This is a genomic window from Niabella sp. ZPM-14, from assembly GCF_055693045.2.
This window is the reverse complement of record NZ_CM181148.1, coordinates 3,761,564-3,777,959: the sequence shown is the minus strand read 5'-3', so window position 1 is coordinate 3,777,959 and position 16,396 is coordinate 3,761,564. Positions and strand designations below refer to the sequence as shown.

The 16,396-nt window shown below is 45.3% G+C and carries 12 protein-coding genes; 5 read left to right on the top strand and 7 right to left on the bottom strand.

Translation table 11 applies throughout. The annotated features are described in order from the left end of the window. Positions 1-94 precede the first annotated feature (94 nt). Positions 95-3,001 carry a PAS domain S-box protein gene (locus ACU37H_RS16060; protein WP_472705214.1) on the top strand — a complete coding sequence of 969 codons (2,907 nt, stop codon included), beginning with the start codon at positions 95-97 and terminating at the stop codon, positions 2,999-3,001. A 68-nt stretch (positions 3,002-3,069) separates the two neighbouring features. Here ACU37H_RS16060 and ACU37H_RS16055 read toward each other — a convergent pair whose 3' ends face one another. Next, positions 3,070-3,366 (bottom strand): hypothetical protein, encoded by a 297-nt coding sequence (locus ACU37H_RS16055; protein ID WP_472705215.1) that lies wholly within the window; start codon positions 3,364-3,366, stop codon positions 3,070-3,072. Between the two features lie 358 nt (positions 3,367-3,724). Between ACU37H_RS16055 and ACU37H_RS16050 the strand changes: the two genes are divergently transcribed. Both ACU37H_RS16050 and ACU37H_RS16045 read left to right on the top strand, forming a co-directional pair. Continuing rightward, positions 3,725-4,171 (top strand): Hsp20/alpha crystallin family protein, encoded by a 447-nt coding sequence (locus tag ACU37H_RS16050; RefSeq protein WP_472705217.1) that lies wholly within the window; start codon positions 3,725-3,727, stop codon positions 4,169-4,171. Positions 4,172-4,346: 175 nt separating this feature from the next. Continuing rightward, complete coding sequence (locus ACU37H_RS16045; RefSeq protein WP_472705218.1) at positions 4,347-4,961, top strand: helix-turn-helix domain-containing protein; 615 nt, start codon at positions 4,347-4,349, stop codon at positions 4,959-4,961. 84 nt (positions 4,962-5,045) lie between these two features. Here the strand turns inward: ACU37H_RS16045 and ACU37H_RS16040 are convergent, their stop codons facing one another. Both ACU37H_RS16040 and ACU37H_RS16035 read right to left on the bottom strand, forming a co-directional pair. After that, the gene (locus tag ACU37H_RS16040) at positions 5,046-6,278 is read right to left on the bottom strand and encodes an MFS transporter (protein WP_472705219.1); all 1,233 of its coding nucleotides are present in this window, start codon (positions 6,276-6,278) and stop codon (positions 5,046-5,048) included. 14 nt (positions 6,279-6,292) lie between these two features. Then, positions 6,293-7,381 (bottom strand): zinc-binding dehydrogenase, encoded by a 1,089-nt coding sequence (locus ACU37H_RS16035; RefSeq protein WP_472705221.1) that lies wholly within the window; start codon positions 7,379-7,381, stop codon positions 6,293-6,295. A 118-nt stretch (positions 7,382-7,499) separates the two neighbouring features. Here ACU37H_RS16035 and ACU37H_RS16030 point away from each other — a divergent pair, with 118 nt between their 5' ends. After that, positions 7,500-8,183: a phosphonatase-like hydrolase gene (locus tag ACU37H_RS16030; RefSeq protein WP_472705223.1), complete on the top strand. Its 684-nt coding sequence runs from the start codon at positions 7,500-7,502 to the stop codon at positions 8,181-8,183. Positions 8,184-8,196: 13 nt separating this feature from the next. Further along, positions 8,197-9,090: an alkaline phosphatase family protein gene (locus tag ACU37H_RS16025; RefSeq protein ID WP_472705225.1), complete on the top strand. Its 894-nt coding sequence runs from the start codon at positions 8,197-8,199 to the stop codon at positions 9,088-9,090. A gap of 201 nt (positions 9,091-9,291) precedes the next feature. Here the strand turns inward: ACU37H_RS16025 and ACU37H_RS16020 are convergent, their stop codons facing one another. From ACU37H_RS16020 to ACU37H_RS16005, 4 genes are all read right to left on the bottom strand, one after another. Further along, positions 9,292-9,384 (bottom strand): hypothetical protein, encoded by a 93-nt coding sequence (locus tag ACU37H_RS16020; protein WP_494407615.1) that lies wholly within the window; start codon positions 9,382-9,384, stop codon positions 9,292-9,294. A gap of 214 nt (positions 9,385-9,598) precedes the next feature. Then, positions 9,599-11,176 carry a sulfatase-like hydrolase/transferase gene (locus ACU37H_RS16015; protein ID WP_472705228.1) on the bottom strand — a complete coding sequence of 526 codons (1,578 nt, stop codon included), beginning with the start codon at positions 11,174-11,176 and terminating at the stop codon, positions 9,599-9,601. A gap of 167 nt (positions 11,177-11,343) precedes the next feature. Beyond that, the gene (locus ACU37H_RS16010) at positions 11,344-12,801 is read right to left on the bottom strand and encodes a RagB/SusD family nutrient uptake outer membrane protein (protein ID WP_472705230.1); all 1,458 of its coding nucleotides are present in this window, start codon (positions 12,799-12,801) and stop codon (positions 11,344-11,346) included. A gap of 19 nt (positions 12,802-12,820) precedes the next feature. Beyond that, positions 12,821-16,273, bottom strand: coding sequence for a TonB-dependent receptor (locus ACU37H_RS16005; RefSeq protein WP_472705232.1), 3,453 nt, complete (start codon positions 16,271-16,273; stop codon positions 12,821-12,823). Positions 16,274-16,396 lie beyond the last annotated feature (123 nt).

Below are 16,396 nucleotides of genomic sequence, written 5' to 3'. Positions count from 1 at the left end.
GGTCAGTTTGAATAAACACACTCAGCGCCCGAAGTGCGGTCCGATTGTTGTACATTTGACTGGCTTCATTTCCTAATTAATTGAAGCTTTGTGCATGGTAGACCATCAGACTAATGAGCAGCAGCGACTGGCTGCCTTGCGATCTTATCAAATCCTCGACACTGCCTCTGAGCAAGACTATGACGAGTTGACGGAACTGGCGGCTGCCATCTGTGGAACGCGCATTGCGCTGATCAGTCTGGTGGACAAAGAGCGCCAGTGGTTCAAATCTCACAAAGGACTGGACATTTCTGAAACACAAAGATCCCTGTCGTTCTGCTCACACGCAATACTGAATCCCGACGAATTGATGCAGGTGGAGGACGCGCACTTGGACGAGCGCTTCAGGGATAACCCGCTGGTCACCGGCAATCCGCATATCGCGTTTTATGCAGGTATGCCGCTGGTAGACGATGAAGGGTATGCCCTGGGCTCTTTATGTGTGATCGACACCGAGCCGCGCCAGCTGACCGAAAGGCAGCAGCAGGCTCTTAAAACCTTGACGAAGCAAGTCACCAACAAACTCATATTGCGTAAGAAATTGTTGGACCTGGAGACGGCGAACAACCACAATCTGGAGCTCCATCAGAAAACCCTGGAGAATGAGCGCAACCTTCGTTATGTTATTGAACAGTCTCCCGCAGCAATCGTCGTCTTCAGGGGCCCTGACATGGTGATTGATGCCGTTAATCCGGCCATGCTGCAACTGCTCGATCAACAGCCCGACATCCAGGGCAAACCCCTGCTCGCAGCGATCCCCGAGCTGGCCGGTCAACCGGCATTCGAACTATTGCATCAGATCTATCAAAGCGGGGAAACGGTGCGCCGCCGCGATACGCCTGTAAAGCTGGATCGCAATGGCAAACTCGAAACGGGATATTTCGACTTCACTTATACGCCCTTGATAGAAAACGGCCAGATCGTTGGTGTGATGGATATGGCCGTGGAAGTGACCGAGCAGGTAAATGCCCGCGAAGCCATTAAGCAAAGCGCCCACCAGCTTCAGCAAATGGTGATGAACGCTCCGATCGGAATGTGTATCATCAGAGGTCACGACCTGGTGATCGAGATAGCCAATGAGCCGATGTTGAAGATATGGACGCGCACAGCCGAACAGGTCCTCGGCAAACGCCTGACAGATGTGTTTCCCGAGGTGATCGATCAGCCTTACCCGGGCATGCTGCGCAATGTGCTCGACACGGGCGAGCCCCTGGCTGTACCCGAACTCACTGCCGATATTGCCGAAACAGACGGTACGATCAACCGGATCTATATTGATTTTACGTATAAGCCTCTGCGCAATGCTGACGGAACGCCGGAAGCCATTGTAGCTACGGTGATCGACATCACCGAAGCGGTGAAGGCGCGCAAGCTATTGGAACAAAGCGAAAAGCAGTTGCAGGAAGCTAATGCAGAGCTGGGTAAAGCAAATGAAGAGTACATAGCGCTGAACGATGAACTGCTGGCCATCAATGAGCAGCTCACCAAAGCAGAGGAGATCTTACAAGACCTGAACGAACGCATGACAGTGGCAGTGGATGCAGGCGAATTAGGCGTTACCGAAGTTGATCTTGCCTCCGGGCGCATGAGCTGCAACGATACCTTTAAAAAGTTCTTTGGTAAAAGGCCGGAAGAAGAGCTCACCTATCCCCAGATATTCGACATGATGCTTCCCGCCTACCGCGAAGAGGTGCGTGCCCGAGCCGCGAAAGCCAGAGAAGAGCATTCGCTGTACCACGCGGTTTATGAAATAGAGTGGCAGGACGGGTCTGTGCATTGGATCAGCGCTTACGGCCGTGGCCGCTACGACAAGGATGGAAATGCAAACCGGATGGTAAGCATGATCAGTGATATCACGGAGCAAAAGCAGGCACAGCAGGATATAGAAAAGCTGAATGCGCAGTTGAGAGAAAAAGAGGAAAGTCTGCGTTTAAGCGTAGAAGCCGCCAGGATGGGGACCTACAATTTAAACCTGGAAACAGGCATAGCAGAAATCAATCAATACTGCCGGCGGTTATTTGGTTTTCCGGACGACACGATGGTCACACTCCGGGAGGGTCTGGCAGCGATTGCGGAAGAGGACGAGGAAAGAGTCCGCGAAGCGATGAACGCTGCGGTTAAACTCGGTATCGTGTTTGATGAAGAATACCGGATTGTACGAAAGACGGACAACTCGATACGATGGGTGCGTTCGGTAGGCAGGGTGTCCGAATCGGTGGCTGACGCCGCCCGACGCTTTTACGGCACGATCGTAGACGTGACCGAGCGCAAGGCTGACGATCAGCGCAAACAGGATTTTATCGGTATCGTAAGCCACGAGTTGCGCACACCCCTCACCTCTCTCAGTGCCTATGTGCAGATGCTCGTGACCAGATTCCAAAGTGCGGACGACCCGTTCGCCGCGGAAATTGCATCCAAGGCTAAACGCCAGGTGGAACGCATGGCCACCCTGATCACAGGCTTCTTGGATGTGGCCAGAGCCGGCGAGGGCAAGATACACCTGCATATTACCAACTTTGATCTGGCAAGCATCATCGCCACGGCCGAAGCCGAATCACTCGCTACCATCACAAGCCATCGGGTCATTTTTCACCCGGTAAAATACAGAGCGGTAACAGGAGACCAAAACAAGCTCGAACAGGTATTGGTGAACTTTATTAATAATGCCGTAAAATATTCGCCCGGAGGCGGCACCATCCATGTGACCTGCACAGACGGAACCGACGATACGGTGCGGATCAGCGTGAAGGACGAAGGCATGGGCATTCCACTGAAAGATCAGCCGCATATCTTCGATCGCTTTTACCGCGTATTGGGAGCCCACACAGATAAGATCACCGGCTTTGGCATCGGTCTTTACCTGTGCAAAGAGATCGTTGAGCAGCATGGCGGACGGATTGGCGTAGAAAGTGTGCATGGCAAGGGCAGTACCTTTTGGTTTGAACTGCCGGCCGGATCCTGATCCCGGCTTCATTGCTTGACCAGAGCATTGCAAAGACCAGCCTGCACCAACCGTTGAGTGGGTACATTTTACCACACATCATCTTTGGAGATCTTCAATGTGTCGATGACGTATTGACCTACCTCATCCGCCACACCCGCGGTTTTGATCCTTTCCTTTAGGTTACGCTCCCAATCAGAAAGCGCCTGCTCCTTTGTCGCTCCATACCCGGAGATGCCTTCCTGCGGATCGGGGCCTAAGAGGCAACAATAGCCCTGGCCATCATACCATAACACGGGTCGCAGGTCTTTAACGGCTTTCGAAAGCGTTTCTTCTTCATAATCTATATCGATCTGCATGGTCGCGGGAATTTCCATTTGTTTCATTGGGGTAAGATTTTGTGGTAGTGATATAGAAGATCAAATCAACAAGTGTACCAAGCCTTCCCTACCCAGCATTTAATCGCATCTCGCACATGCAAAATATTAACCGGAGTGGAACTGAAAAAATTACAGTCCGGCTGTAATCATGCCCTGGACCTTTCCCCTTCTGACATTCAATAACTTTGGAAGCGATCTCCCAACAGGGAGGTCCGATCAATTATAACCGGGTTGAAAAAAAGACAGCTTCACTGAAAAAAAATCAGTTGATCCGGCGCTGGTACGCCCTTTGTTTTTAGGCTGATCAGACAGCATTTGCTGTACCTGATAAAGTTATTGTTCATTTAAAAACAGGAGGTTTATTATGTCAATCGTTAAACGTAACACCCATTTTCCATCCTTCCCCTCGCTGTTCGATGACCTGTTCAGCAGGGAGCTTTTTAACTGGAACAACAGTAATTTTTCATCAACCAGTACCACGGTCCCATCTGTAAACATCCGGGAGACAGCAGACAATTTTGAAGTCGAAATGGCTGCGCCTGGAATGGACAAGAAAGACTTCAAGATCTCGCTGGAAGGCAACACCCTGACCATTGCTTCGCAGAAACAGCAACAGGAAGAACATCAGGAGGAAGGATATAGCCGGAAAGAATTCAGTTACCAGTCTTTTCAAAGGACCTTTGTCCTTCCCAAGGATGTGGTGGATGACAATAAAATAACCGCCAGGTATGACAACGGCCTGCTTCATCTGACCATACCTAAACTGGAAGAAGCCAGGAAAAAGGCTCCGAGGTTAATCGAAATTGGTTAATTCAACTTTTATGGCCCGTGTAGTGCGGGCCATTTTTATGCCCTTCGCCTGGCTTAGATCGTAGAATACAATGATGCATGCCGCCTAACGGCTGATCATTTAGCGAACTGAGTTAGATAACCTGACAAACGGCCGCTGCTTTATCCCGATGGGATTTACACTATTTTTGCCGGTTATGAGCGAAGCTTTGAATACAAAAAACGACAACTTTAATTATCATAAATTAGGCAGCCTGGTACGCCGGTATCGCAAGGAAAAAGATCTGAAGCTGATAGACCTGGCGCAGTTGACGGGCATGACTTCTTCCTTATTATCCAAGATTGAAAACGGAAGAATGATCCCGACTATTCCCAGCCTGTTTACAATCGTACAAAAGCTCGGCGTATCATTGGATGTATTTTTTGCAGAGTTTGTGTCAGAAAATAAGTTTGAAAGTTTTATTCATCTGCCAGCCAAAGCCTTCCAGCCCTATGAGAAAGAAGAAGAGGCTGAGGGATTTAACTATTTCTCGATCCTGGAAAACAGCTTTGAAGGAGGTACCATACAGCTTTCCTTATTGAAGTTAGAGCCGGGTTGCTCAAGAGCCCAGGTAACCACTGCTGCATATGAAATTCTTTTTGTGGTAAGCGGAACGATCGAGTATCTCCTCGATGAGAAACTGATCAAGCTAAAGGAAGGCGATGTCCTTTTCTTTGACGGCAATATCCCGCATGTGCCTTTTAATAATACCAAAAAAAATGCAACGCTGCTTGTGATCTATCTTTTCGGAAACACCAACTTAGGCAGTTAGCTGAAAGAGACCCGGCAGCAGCTATGATGGCTTATCCTAAAAATGTCATCCTTCCTCATTTATATGTCAATCAATACACCAATACTATTCTTTGTCATTGGAAATTCTGATACCTGAGACAACGGCAGCACAGAGCAAGCATATGCCGGCAATGGCGACAAACACGTGAGAAGTATTCCCGGTTTGATCTATGATAAATCCCAGCAAAGGCTCGCCAAGCGCAGCGAAGATATAGGCAGATGCATTCATCACACCTACACCGGTGGCCACATACTTCTCTCCCAGCAGCTGAGAGCTCATAGGCCAGAAGTTGGCTTGCGGGCCGTATATAAAAAAGCCGGCACAAAACATTAACAGACCTCCAATAAAAGCATGATGTTCATTTGCCGAAAAAATCAGTAATGCTATTACTGCGCTTATCGTCATCCCGAAACGGATCGCAACGGGCCCGTTGCCTTTGAGCAACCTGTCGGAAATATGACCAAACGTAAATGCGCCGGTCGACATCCCTATCGGCATAAGCAGTGTTATCCACAAATAATGAGGGTTCTCCTTCCAATTGGTTCCAAGAAAATGAACAGGAACCCAAACGATCAGGCCATACCGGGCCATGCTTTCAAATCCTAAAGCCAGCGACGCAATCATAAATTTCCGGCTGGAGAAAACCGCGTGATAACGCTGACGCCAATTGGTTGTGTTTGCCTGCTCAATATCAGCGTAGAGATTGGCAAACCCTTTATCTGAAGGCTTGTCCCGGGCGATCCAATAGAAAATGATAACACCTGTCAATAAGAACAATACCGGCAAACGAAACAAATATTGCCATGAGGAGTCACTCTGTACAATTAAAATCGAAAGTAAAAAAGTAACCACCGTTGAACTGCCGGCTGCCATGGTGTAAAATCCGAAAGCTTTACCCCGCTCTTCCTTTGCCCACCAATTAGAGATGATCCTGGTCCCGGGCGCCCAGGCTAAAGACTGGAAATATCCGTTCAGGCACCATAAGATCAGGATCAATGTATAGCTGGTAGAAAAGCTGATCGTGATATTTGTCACAACCGATAACAATCCCCCGATCAGGATCATCTTCCTGCTGCTAAACCGGTCTGCCAGGTTCCCGTTGATCAACTGACCTGCCGCATAACCTATGAGCATTGCGGAAGACACCCATCCCACCAGCGCATAATTGATATGGAGGTCTTCCGCCATGCTTTTAGCGGCCCATCCAAAATTATGTCTGCCGGTATAAAAAAACAGATAACAGCACATCGTGGCCAGAAGCATTTGCCACTGTTGCCGGCGAAAATCAGATTGCATATCTTGTATTAGATTTAGATACTAATCCCTACCCGTAATGGTCTTTCTTGGAGGGCATATTGAAAAGCGTTGTCCACATCTTTAAGCTTGAAAGTGTTATCGACTGTTTCAATAAAAGGAAACCGATCCCAGCTACGCTCTATAAACTCAAGCGCATACACGAAATCCTCATGGTTATAATTGTGCAGCCCTTTTATCGTTAAGAGCCTGCGGATTACTTGTTCAGGATCCAGATGAATCTCCCTCGTTTTAAACACAGCGCCTATCCAAACAGTAATACCCCCGATGGCTAAAAAGTTTAATCCCAGGTCCATCGCGTCCGGCGAGCCACTCATATCAAACGAGACATCGTATCCCTTTCTCGGCAGATCATGTACAAGTCTGGCCAGTTGATCAGCAGCATTATCGTCCATTAACACGCAGTGGTCGGCTCCAAAAGACGAAGCTTGTAATAGCCGCTCCGGGTTAATATCAACAACTGTTACGGATGCAGCACCGGCATCTTTACACATTGCTGCTGCTGTAAGCCCGAGCAGTCCTGTTCCAAAAATCAGCACATTTTTTCTTTCTATTTTTCCGGCGAGTCTAAGGCCGCCCGCCGCAGTTGCGATCGCACAGTTAATTGTCGCCGCAACCGGCAGCGGAACAGCCGATGGTATTTTTAATACCGCCGTACCCTTCCTTAACAGGCAATACTCCGCCAACCCACCATGAAAAGCATCGTTCTCTTTAACAGGCGCATGACCATATTTGAATAACCCATCTGCCTTTTGCGGAATGCCCTCTTGTGCGTAATAAGAATCAGCCTCGCTTGAAAAAACAGACCAGGTAATAAGATCTCCTTCTTTAAGCGGATTGCCTTTCAGATCGACTCTCTCAAAACCATCGGCGAAAGCCGCTATTTCTCCAACGATCTCGTGGCCGAGAACGGTCGGCGAGGCTTCTTTACGTGTGCCGCAGTAAGTATGCAGGTCGCTACCACAGATCGTTGTGAACCTGTTGCGCACGAGAACTTCGCCAATAGCGGGCTGCGGAATGGCGAGCTTCTGTGCCCTCATAGGCAAGCCGGGTCCGTCGAATATCATTAAACTTCCCAATTGCATAGCGTACTAATTTCGGCCAAAGCTATAACTATTTCCACTCGGGAATTTATTTTTCTCATTAAGAAATTTTTAATTTCTTTGTGCGGACACTAAATAGACAGACTTAACTTTTAAGCAGATGCAAAAAATAAAAATGGTTGTATTCGATATGGCGGGCACCACGGTCAATGAGGACAACCTGGTATATAAGGTCGTCCTGAAAGCGATCAACAAGGAAGGGTTTAACCTGACGCTCGGGCAAGTGTTGGCACACGGTGCGGGTAAGGAAAAATACCAGGCCATCACAGACATACTTTCAGCCTGCACTCAGGAAAAAAATATCAAGACGATCGCTAAAAAAGTATTTGAAAATTTCAGGAGTTTTTTGGAAACAGCTTACGATGAGAACAACATCGGAAGCTTTTCAGACATGGAAACTTTCTTTTCCGAGTTAAGAGCCCATGACATAAGGATCGTGCTTAACACAGGTTACGACCGTAAAACGGCGACTAAACTTATTAATAAACTGAACTGGTCAAAAGGTCAGCAGTATGATCTCCTGATCACAGCAGATGATGTAGAAAATGGAAGACCTCATCCGGACATGATCTTGAGGGCCATGAAAGAACTGGATATCAAGCATGCATCGGAAGTACTTAAAGCCGGTGATTCTGAAATTGATATCCTGGAAGGGAAAAACGCCGGTTGCGGGATAACTGTAGGTGTGTTGAGCGGCGCTCAAACCCAAACCCAATTACAGTCAGCTGCTCCGGATCACATCTTAAACGACGTAACGGAATTACGAAAAATTTTGTTCAATTAAAAATTACATACACATGAAATACCGGATTTTGACGCTCTGCCTGATCCTATGCTGCAACTTGCAACCGCTACTGGCTCAACGGGTGGTGGTGATCGGTTTTGACGGCTTCAGCACGGAAGGTTACCAGGCAATCAAACACCCCAATATCGACCGGCTGTTTGCGGATGGAATACTTTCGTTAACTACACGGCCTGTCATGCCTTCTGTAACGCTTCCCAATTGGACCAGCCATTTGACAGGATCGGGACCGGAAGAGCACGGTGTAACGTCGAACGCCTGGACCATCCAGAGCCATGCGCTTACGGCTCTGGAGAAAGACAAAGACGGCTATTATCCGTCTATATTTAAAGAATTAAAGGAGCAGGTACAGGGCGTAAAGACCGCTTACTATTATAACTGGGCAGAGCTGATCAACTCGATCAATAAAAATTATATTGACGAACTTTCCTTTCAACATAAAGACGGGTATGACAGCAATTACACCAAGGCCATCAAGTTTATGCAGACCAACCGGCAAAGCCCTCAGCTGGTATTTCTTTACAGCGTTCATACCGATCACGCAGGCCACCAGTATGGCTGGATGTCGCCAGAGTACATAAGCGCAGTGGAAAAAGCAGACAGCGCAGTAGGGTATTTTATCAGGGAACTGAAAAAGCGCGACCTATATAAAGGAACGCACTTTCTCCTGATCACTGATCATGGCGGAATCAATAAAGGTCACGGCGGCGTATCGATGCAGGAAATGCAGATCCCATGGGGCATTACGGGGCCGACCATTAAAAAACGCGGACTCGTTGATTTCTACAACAGTAACAAAAATACTTCCCTGGTCCTGGCGCGTATATTTAGGATTAGGAACATTCCTAAATCCTGGACCGGCGCACTGCCGGATGGACTGTTCCGCTAAAGGATTCAGTGATGGCTGAAATTTATATATGGCTCAGAATGATATTGGCATTGGCTCATTCTAGTAAGTTCGCAGATGGAATCCAAAAGAAATGCCGATGGAAGCTGGACTTATGAATTGCACCATAGGACGAACGATCCGAATGAAAAGGTAAACCAAAGTAGTAAGCACCCAGAACCGAAAAGATTTAGTGCACCATACCTATTCCGGCCAATCTGCAATCAGACCATTGATGGCACTATACCTTGATGGGGTACAAACGGATGAAGTGGAATGGGCATCGGTCAACAGCATGCCTTCCTGCGCCAGCCGATCCATATTGGGCGTAGGTATTTTTGGGTCCTTATGATAGCAACGCGGATCGCCATACCCATGTTGTCGGCCATGATAACAATATTAGGTGTTGCAGATTTTACGTTTTGGGCAAAGGCTGATCCTGAAAACAGGATGGCAATTACAACAGTTTTGAACAAACGGAGCTCTTTCATTTATCGAATCTTTTTAACAACTATTTTTTCCTTCCTCCTTTTAGGTGATTTGTAGGATTTAAAAATCTTTCGGGTGAGGATAACCAGCCGTTATCGAGGTTGCCGTCGCATTTTTCCAACAACTGCTTTTTCAGTTCTTCCACTTTTTCCGGATACTTGGCCGAAAGCTCCCTTTCTTCTTTATAATCATCAGGAAGATGATAAAGCTGGTAAAGTTTTTGGGACCTGAAATGTCTTAATTTCCATCCATCTGAAGTGACCAATGCCGGACCCATAAAAGAAGCGAAAGCAATTGATCTTGGTTTTTCTTCTGAGGCTGGATGTGCTTTTTCCAACTCTGAAAGGTAAGAAACACCGTCTTTTTTGTCCTTTACCGGTACCTGTAAAAAATCGGCCATGGTAGACAGAAAGTCATAATTAGTCACCAGCTTTTTTGAAGTAAATCCTGATTTAAACTTTTTGGGCCAGTAAACGAATAAAGGCACTTTTACGCCACCATTCCAGTTGCTGGTTTTCATACCCGCCATACCGTGGTTGCCGTCAAAAATATCACCGGCAATTTCACTATAATATTTATCGGTTACATTGTTAAATGCTTTCCCGGTTTTCATATGTCTATAAGGCTTCTCTATTCTTCCGCTGTAAGTAGTATATATCTCGTGGCCATTATCTGCGGTAAAAATGATGATCGTGTTTTCTGCAATACCTAAGCGCTGCAGCTCCTGCTGAATAACACCCAAATCATCGTCCAGCCTTTTAACCATAGAAGCATACGCTTTTTCAATATCAGTAAGTTCGGTATCAAAAACCAGTTCCGGGTGAATAGCCGGTATGGCAACCGGGCCATGCGGCAATTGTGTGGGATGATATAAAAAGAAAGGCTTGTCCTTATTGGTTCTTATAAACTCCAATATTTTTTGTACAAACAAGTCCTGCGAGTACACCTGCTTGCCGTTCATATCCCACCTGTTGATTTCCTGAATGGAATCGGAACCTCGCTCGCCGGTTTTGCCTGCATCAGGATGGGTGTTTCCGGGTATTTCAAACCGTCTGCCATTCTCATGCTGAAACATGGGATAAAAGCCATGGCACTGCCCATGATCATAATAACCATAATGGTAATCCCAGCCATGATTATTAAGTTGTTTTTCGGTGGTTGCAAATCCATAATCGAGCTTACCGACCTGACCTGTTACATAGCCGGCCTTTTTAAAAACCTGCGGAAGATATTCAATATCAGGCTCCACGCCAATAGCTTCGTTGACTGCTTCCTGCGCTTCCGCATCTGTTATTTGTCCTGCTGCAGTCTGCGTATAAATACCAGCTTTAGTGAGTATAAACTTGCCTTCGCGGCAATCGTTATAACCTGTTAAAAAAGCAGCCCGTGATGGAGCGCAATATGTACTGGCATAAGAGTTTTCGAAAACTATGCCCCGCCTGGCCAACTGGTCGATATGGGGTGTGGTGAAGAATTTTTGTCCATAATAAGAAAGCATTCCCGACCCCATATCATCGGCAAGGATGTAGATCACGTTGGGTTTATCAATTTGCGCTTTTACTTTTTCTGCATTAAGCGATATACATGCTAAAAACAGCATTACAAATACTAAAATTTTCCTTTGGCTTTTTTTGACGTTCATAGCTATACATTAGTAGCATTATCTATGTATATTCAGCACAAGCTTTGTATTAATGAAACCTTGCATTTTCAATTTTATATAAAAGCTGCCTCAAAAAATGAGACAGCCTTTTGAATATTTATCTGTTACTCCCACCCTGCATTTTGCGGAAGGAGGTTGGGATTAAGATCAATCTCCCGTTGCGGCACTGGCCACCATAATATTTTTGGATCATAAGTTCTGGTATCACCGGGTACGTCATCACTAACCGCTTCCATCGCTGCTTTATAATCATTACCACCTGCCCTACTCCATCTTAGTAAATCGAAAAAATGCTGACCTTCATAGAAAAACTCTAAGCGTCGTTGTAGTTTTATTTCGGTACTCATTTGCTCTTTAGTAAGATCTGTTGGTAAATTGCCCAATCCAGCTCTGTTTCGGATCCTGTTTACTGCATTATAAACACCAACATCAGGAACAGCCTCTTCTTCGTTTACAGCTTCAGCATATGTTAAAAGCATTTCCGCATAACGTAGGACAATAAAATTGGATCCGCCATCGGTCGTTATGGTACGATCAGGGATTATAGACTTAACAGCTGCCAACCCTGTGGGAGACAGTGTACCTGTAAAAGTTGTCCCTGCAAAGGATTGACCGGGTCGCAGTATGGTACCATTTAACCGCACATCTGACTTAGACTCAAAAGCATCTACAAAATCCTGCTGTGGAACGATGGTGGTCCAGGATGTTGTAAGAGCGGCAGAATAAAGATTAAAACTATTTCCCAGGTTGCCCCCGGTACCTCCAAGAAACTGTACTTCAAAGATAGATTCCATTGCGTTATTCTCTCCTTCCGGTAAAAACATCCGTGCCCAGTTAGCGCCTGCTACTAAACCCCGGCCAGTCGTATTTATAACCTTTTCAGCTGCTGCAGCAGCTTCGGCCCACATTTGGTTGTATAAATACACCCTTGATTTTAAAGCTGTGGCAGCTATCGTAGTAGCGCGGCCTAAATCTGTAGCAGTGTATGATGCGGGCAGCCTGTTTTCTGCTTCCGTCAAATCTGTAATTACCTGATTGAATATGCTACTCCTGGGGTCTCTTTTGAAATCCTTTTCGCTTAGTTCCAAAGGTTTTAATATCAGAGGTACATCGCCAAAAACATGCATCAGGTTAAAGTAACCTAAAGCTCTGAGAAAATGCGCTTCGCCTATTAATCGGCTCTGCAAGGCTGCATCCATTGCAATCTCGGGAACGTAAGCAATAGCGGCGTTTGCTCTGGCAATAATGGCATAGTTTTGAGCCCAAAAGGCGTTTACATTTCCGGTAGAACTGGTAAAGCCGGCATTTTGAGCAATGTATGTGTATCCCGTAGCAATAGCATTTGCAGCTAAATTATCTGTATATGCATCTGAATAACGCATAATGTCTCCATAAAGCGGTAAAAGCCTGTTATAAATTCCGTTTACACCGGTAACGGCGTCGGAACTTGTTTTCCAGTATTCCGACTCAGCTAAGGTTACAGTAGGCACTTTTTCCAGATTTTTCCGGCATCCAGCCAAAATAATCAAGAGTACTATATATATTATAAACCTGGGTTTCATTATTTAAATTTTTATTCGATTAAAAGGTAAGGTTAAGGCCAAAACTTATGGTTTTAGCATTAGGGTATCCATCATTGCCGCCGTTTAAAGAAGTGGCTTGCTCAGGGTCATACCCCTGCCTTAATCCGTTAAAGGATTTTGAGAAGGTTAGCAGGTTTTGCCCGGCAGCGTAAACTCGCAAGTTCGAAATTTTTGCCTTACTTAAAATACTATACGGGAGCGTATATCCTAACTCAATGCTACGCATTCTTAAATAGGAACCATCTATAACTGCAGCACTGATAAGCGGCCCCACCTGTAGACTGGTATTATAATTCCAACTGGAAGCTACCCTGGGGACATTGGTGTCAGGATTTTCAGGAGTCCAGGAGTCCAAATAGTATTTAAATACGTTGGATACGCCACGCATCCCATCAGCACCAAAAGTGCCAATCTCTATATCTCTACCCATGATCCCATAAAACAAGGTTTTAAAATCAAATTGTTTAAAATTGAGGCCCACGGTAAAACCGTAGCTGGTATTTAAGTTAGGGTTGCCTAATATTTCACGGTCTTCTGTATTTACAACACCATCTCCATTCGCATCACCCCAGATATAATCTCCGGCTGTGGTGTTTACACCGCCAGGTTGGACGCCATACCTGGCTGTGTTTTGAGCCTCTTCCTTCGATTGGAAAATGCCCAAAATTCTGTTTCCGTAATAGGAATTAATAGGTTGCCCCGCAACTGTTATCGTTTTGGTGCCTATAAAGCTAGCCTCGGTTAGCTTTAGTACTTTATTGTCATTATGTGAGAAATTAGAACTTAAAAAATACCCAAAGTCTTCCGATATAGTACCCCTGTAAGAAGCAGACAATTCAATACCTTTATTTTCCACCGACCCAATGTTTTGAGTAGGCGCACTTACCGCCCCAAATACGGAAGAAATACCCGGAATAACCAAAAGATTAGTAGAAACTCTGCGATAATAATCCGCTGTCAGGTTAAGTTTATTTTTAAAAAATGTAGCGTCTATTCCAACGTCAGTAGAAGTACTTGTTTCCCATTGTACATTGGGGTTGCCTAATTGACCCAGCGCCGCGCCGCCCACCAGGATGCCCCCAAAAGAATAAGGGTTGGTGTAAGATATAGTAGAAATACTTGTATAGTTTCCAATATTCTGGTTGCCCAACTGGCCCCAGTCGAACCGAAGCTTAAGCATGTTAACAAACTGGCTTTCTTTCAAAAATTCTTCTTCCGCAATATTCCAACCCAAACTGAATGATGGAAAGGCACCAAACTTATTTTGAGCACCAAACCTCGAAGACCCGTCATAACGAAGCGTAGCCTCGGCTATGTATTTTCCGGAATAATTATAATTGAACCTTCCAAAAACAGAGTTTAACGCCCAGGCTTCTTCGACACCAGCCACTGAAGGATTCAATGTCCCCGCGGATAGTTCAGTTAAGGGAGAATTATATCCCTGGTTAGATGCACTAAAAGTATTAGACACAAAACTGGTCGTACTAACCCCTCCCAAGATACCGAACTGAGACTTTTTTAAAGTTTTTGAATACTTACCAGTAAATTCAAAGGAACCCGTCTTTGACATATTATCACGATTGGTTAAAATACCAATGCCGTTTGTAACAGCAAGCGTAGCCCCGTTAGATGTTGTAATTGGAGCCCGGAACTGTTTGATTTTTACATTCGAAACATAAATCGAAGCGTTTGCTTTAAATATTAAATCTCTTATTGGCTCAATTTCTAAATATAGGTTGGGCGTTGCCATATAACTTTTAGTAACATCCCTACCACCATATATATTTTGAATAATGGGGTTTACAATATTACGCCCTTGCGGAACAGTCAGATAGACGTTTCCGGAAGCGGGCACGCCATCAAAATACAGTGGTGTGAAAGCTGCCTGAGCTATCATTGACCTGATAAACTGGGTTACGCCCAAACCTTGATAATTTGGTTCGTAAGAATCAGTGTAGCTGCCAGACACATTAAGGCCAGCCTTAATCATTGAGCTAATGCGAACATCTATATTTGATCTAAAATTATAACGCTTACTTCCGGTGTTCAGTACAATACCATCCTGATCCTGGTATCCTCCCGATAAAAAATACCTGACATTTTCACTACCGCCGGCGACAGACAAGTAATAATTTTGTAGCGGTGCATTTTTTATATAACCGTCATCAAAAAATGTATATTCTGGCTTGGGAAAGTATGGATTATTGCCGCTTTTGATCGACTCGATCAATGAGTCAGGGTATAGTTGGGGCCTTCCTACATTAGTCTCAGCCAGGTTTTTTATGGCCATATTTTCTACTACATTTAGTATTTCGGGGGTTGCGGTAGCTGTCTGCAAGGCATAAGAAGTAGAAAAATTAATTACAGGTTTTTTGTTGGCGCCTCTTTTGGTGGTAATAAGTATTACCCCGTTAGCACCACGGGCTCCATAAATGGCTGCCGACGAGGCGTCTTTTAGCACTGTGAAACTTTCTACGTCATTAGGATTAACATCGTTCATGGTAGACTGAACACCGTCCACAAGAATGAGCGGTCCAGCATCCTCATTCAATGCTGCCAGTCCTGACCGGATGGTACCAATACCCCTGATTGTAATAACCGGCTGGTCTTTACCGGGCTGAGCAGACCCCTGCACTATCTGTAATCCTGTTACCCGCCCCTGTAATGCATTGGCCACGCTTGTCACCGGTTGATTTCCGATATCCTCTGATGTAACTACATCAACTGCTCCTACCAGATTTTTCTTTTTTTGCGTACCATATCCTACTACAACCACTTCGTCCATACTTCCTTCCCGCGCGGTTAAGACTACTTCAAGAGAAGACTGATCTTTGAAAATGATTTCCAGGGACTCATACCCCACCCTTGAAAATACCAGAATATCACCATTATCGACATTTAAGCTGAAAAAACCATTTGAAGTAGTGACAGCGCCCGTTTTCGTGCCTTTGATTGTGACTGAAACTCCTTCCAAAGGCTCACCGATGGTATTCTTTACTATTCCATTAATGGGCGGTGATGGAGCAACGATTTTTGTTGCGGCTTTATCAGAGTTTTCCACAACAATGATCGTAGTGCCTTTAACATTATAATCCAGTTTTGTACCGGCAAAAAGGTCATCCAAAATCTCGGCCAACACTCTACGCCCCGACATAACGGTAATATCTTTATGAGCACTTATCTGCGCTTCCGGATAAGCAAACCTGAAAGGACTTCGCTGCTCAATCTGGGCAAAAACCTGCTTCAGCGATCCGCGCTGTAGTGCCAGGTTTACGGTTGTTTTATGAATGTTCTGCCCAGATGAATTACTGGCAACCAACACATCCATTGTGAGCATTAACAACGAAATGGTGATAAAGCTTAACTTCATTACGTAAATAATTTTCTTGCATACAGCAGTGTTTCGGGCCACCTTTATCCTAAAAGGAAGCTGAAAGGCATTTTTTTCCATACCTTTAATTTGATTTAAATGTGAACAATAAATTTTTAAATCCCGGCTGTATTAATTGGTAGTTAATGCAGCCATTTTTTGTTTTAGCGATCGTTATGTTAGTTCTAAATTTTCGTCAGTCAA

Bases quoted from the DNA above. Each gene is read 5' to 3' on its own strand.
- ACU37H_RS16025 (WP_472705225.1), top strand. From the start codon at position 8,197: ATGAAATACCGGATTTTGACGCTCTGCCTGATCCTATGCTGCAACTTG.
- ACU37H_RS16005 (WP_472705232.1), bottom strand. From the start codon at position 16,273: ATGGAAAAAAATGCCTTTCAGCTTCCTTTTAGGATAAAGGTGGCCCGA.
- ACU37H_RS16035 (WP_472705221.1), bottom strand. From the start codon at position 7,381: ATGCAATTGGGAAGTTTAATGATATTCGACGGACCCGGCTTGCCTATG.
- ACU37H_RS16055 (WP_472705215.1), bottom strand. From the start codon at position 3,366: ATGAAACAAATGGAAATTCCCGCGACCATGCAGATCGATATAGATTAT.
- ACU37H_RS16060 (WP_472705214.1), top strand. From the start codon at position 95: ATGGTAGACCATCAGACTAATGAGCAGCAGCGACTGGCTGCCTTGCGA.
- ACU37H_RS16040 (WP_472705219.1), bottom strand. From the start codon at position 6,278: ATGCAATCTGATTTTCGCCGGCAACAGTGGCAAATGCTTCTGGCCACG.
- ACU37H_RS16030 (WP_472705223.1), top strand. From the start codon at position 7,500: ATGCAAAAAATAAAAATGGTTGTATTCGATATGGCGGGCACCACGGTC.
- ACU37H_RS16045 (WP_472705218.1), top strand. From the start codon at position 4,347: ATGAGCGAAGCTTTGAATACAAAAAACGACAACTTTAATTATCATAAA.
- ACU37H_RS16015 (WP_472705228.1), bottom strand. From the start codon at position 11,176: ATGCTGTTTTTAGCATGTATATCGCTTAATGCAGAAAAAGTAAAAGCG.
- ACU37H_RS16020 (WP_494407615.1), bottom strand. From the start codon at position 9,384: ATGCTGTTGACCGATGCCCATTCCACTTCATCCGTTTGTACCCCATCA.
- ACU37H_RS16050 (WP_472705217.1), top strand. From the start codon at position 3,725: ATGTCAATCGTTAAACGTAACACCCATTTTCCATCCTTCCCCTCGCTG.
- ACU37H_RS16010 (WP_472705230.1), bottom strand. From the start codon at position 12,801: ATGAAACCCAGGTTTATAATATATATAGTACTCTTGATTATTTTGGCT.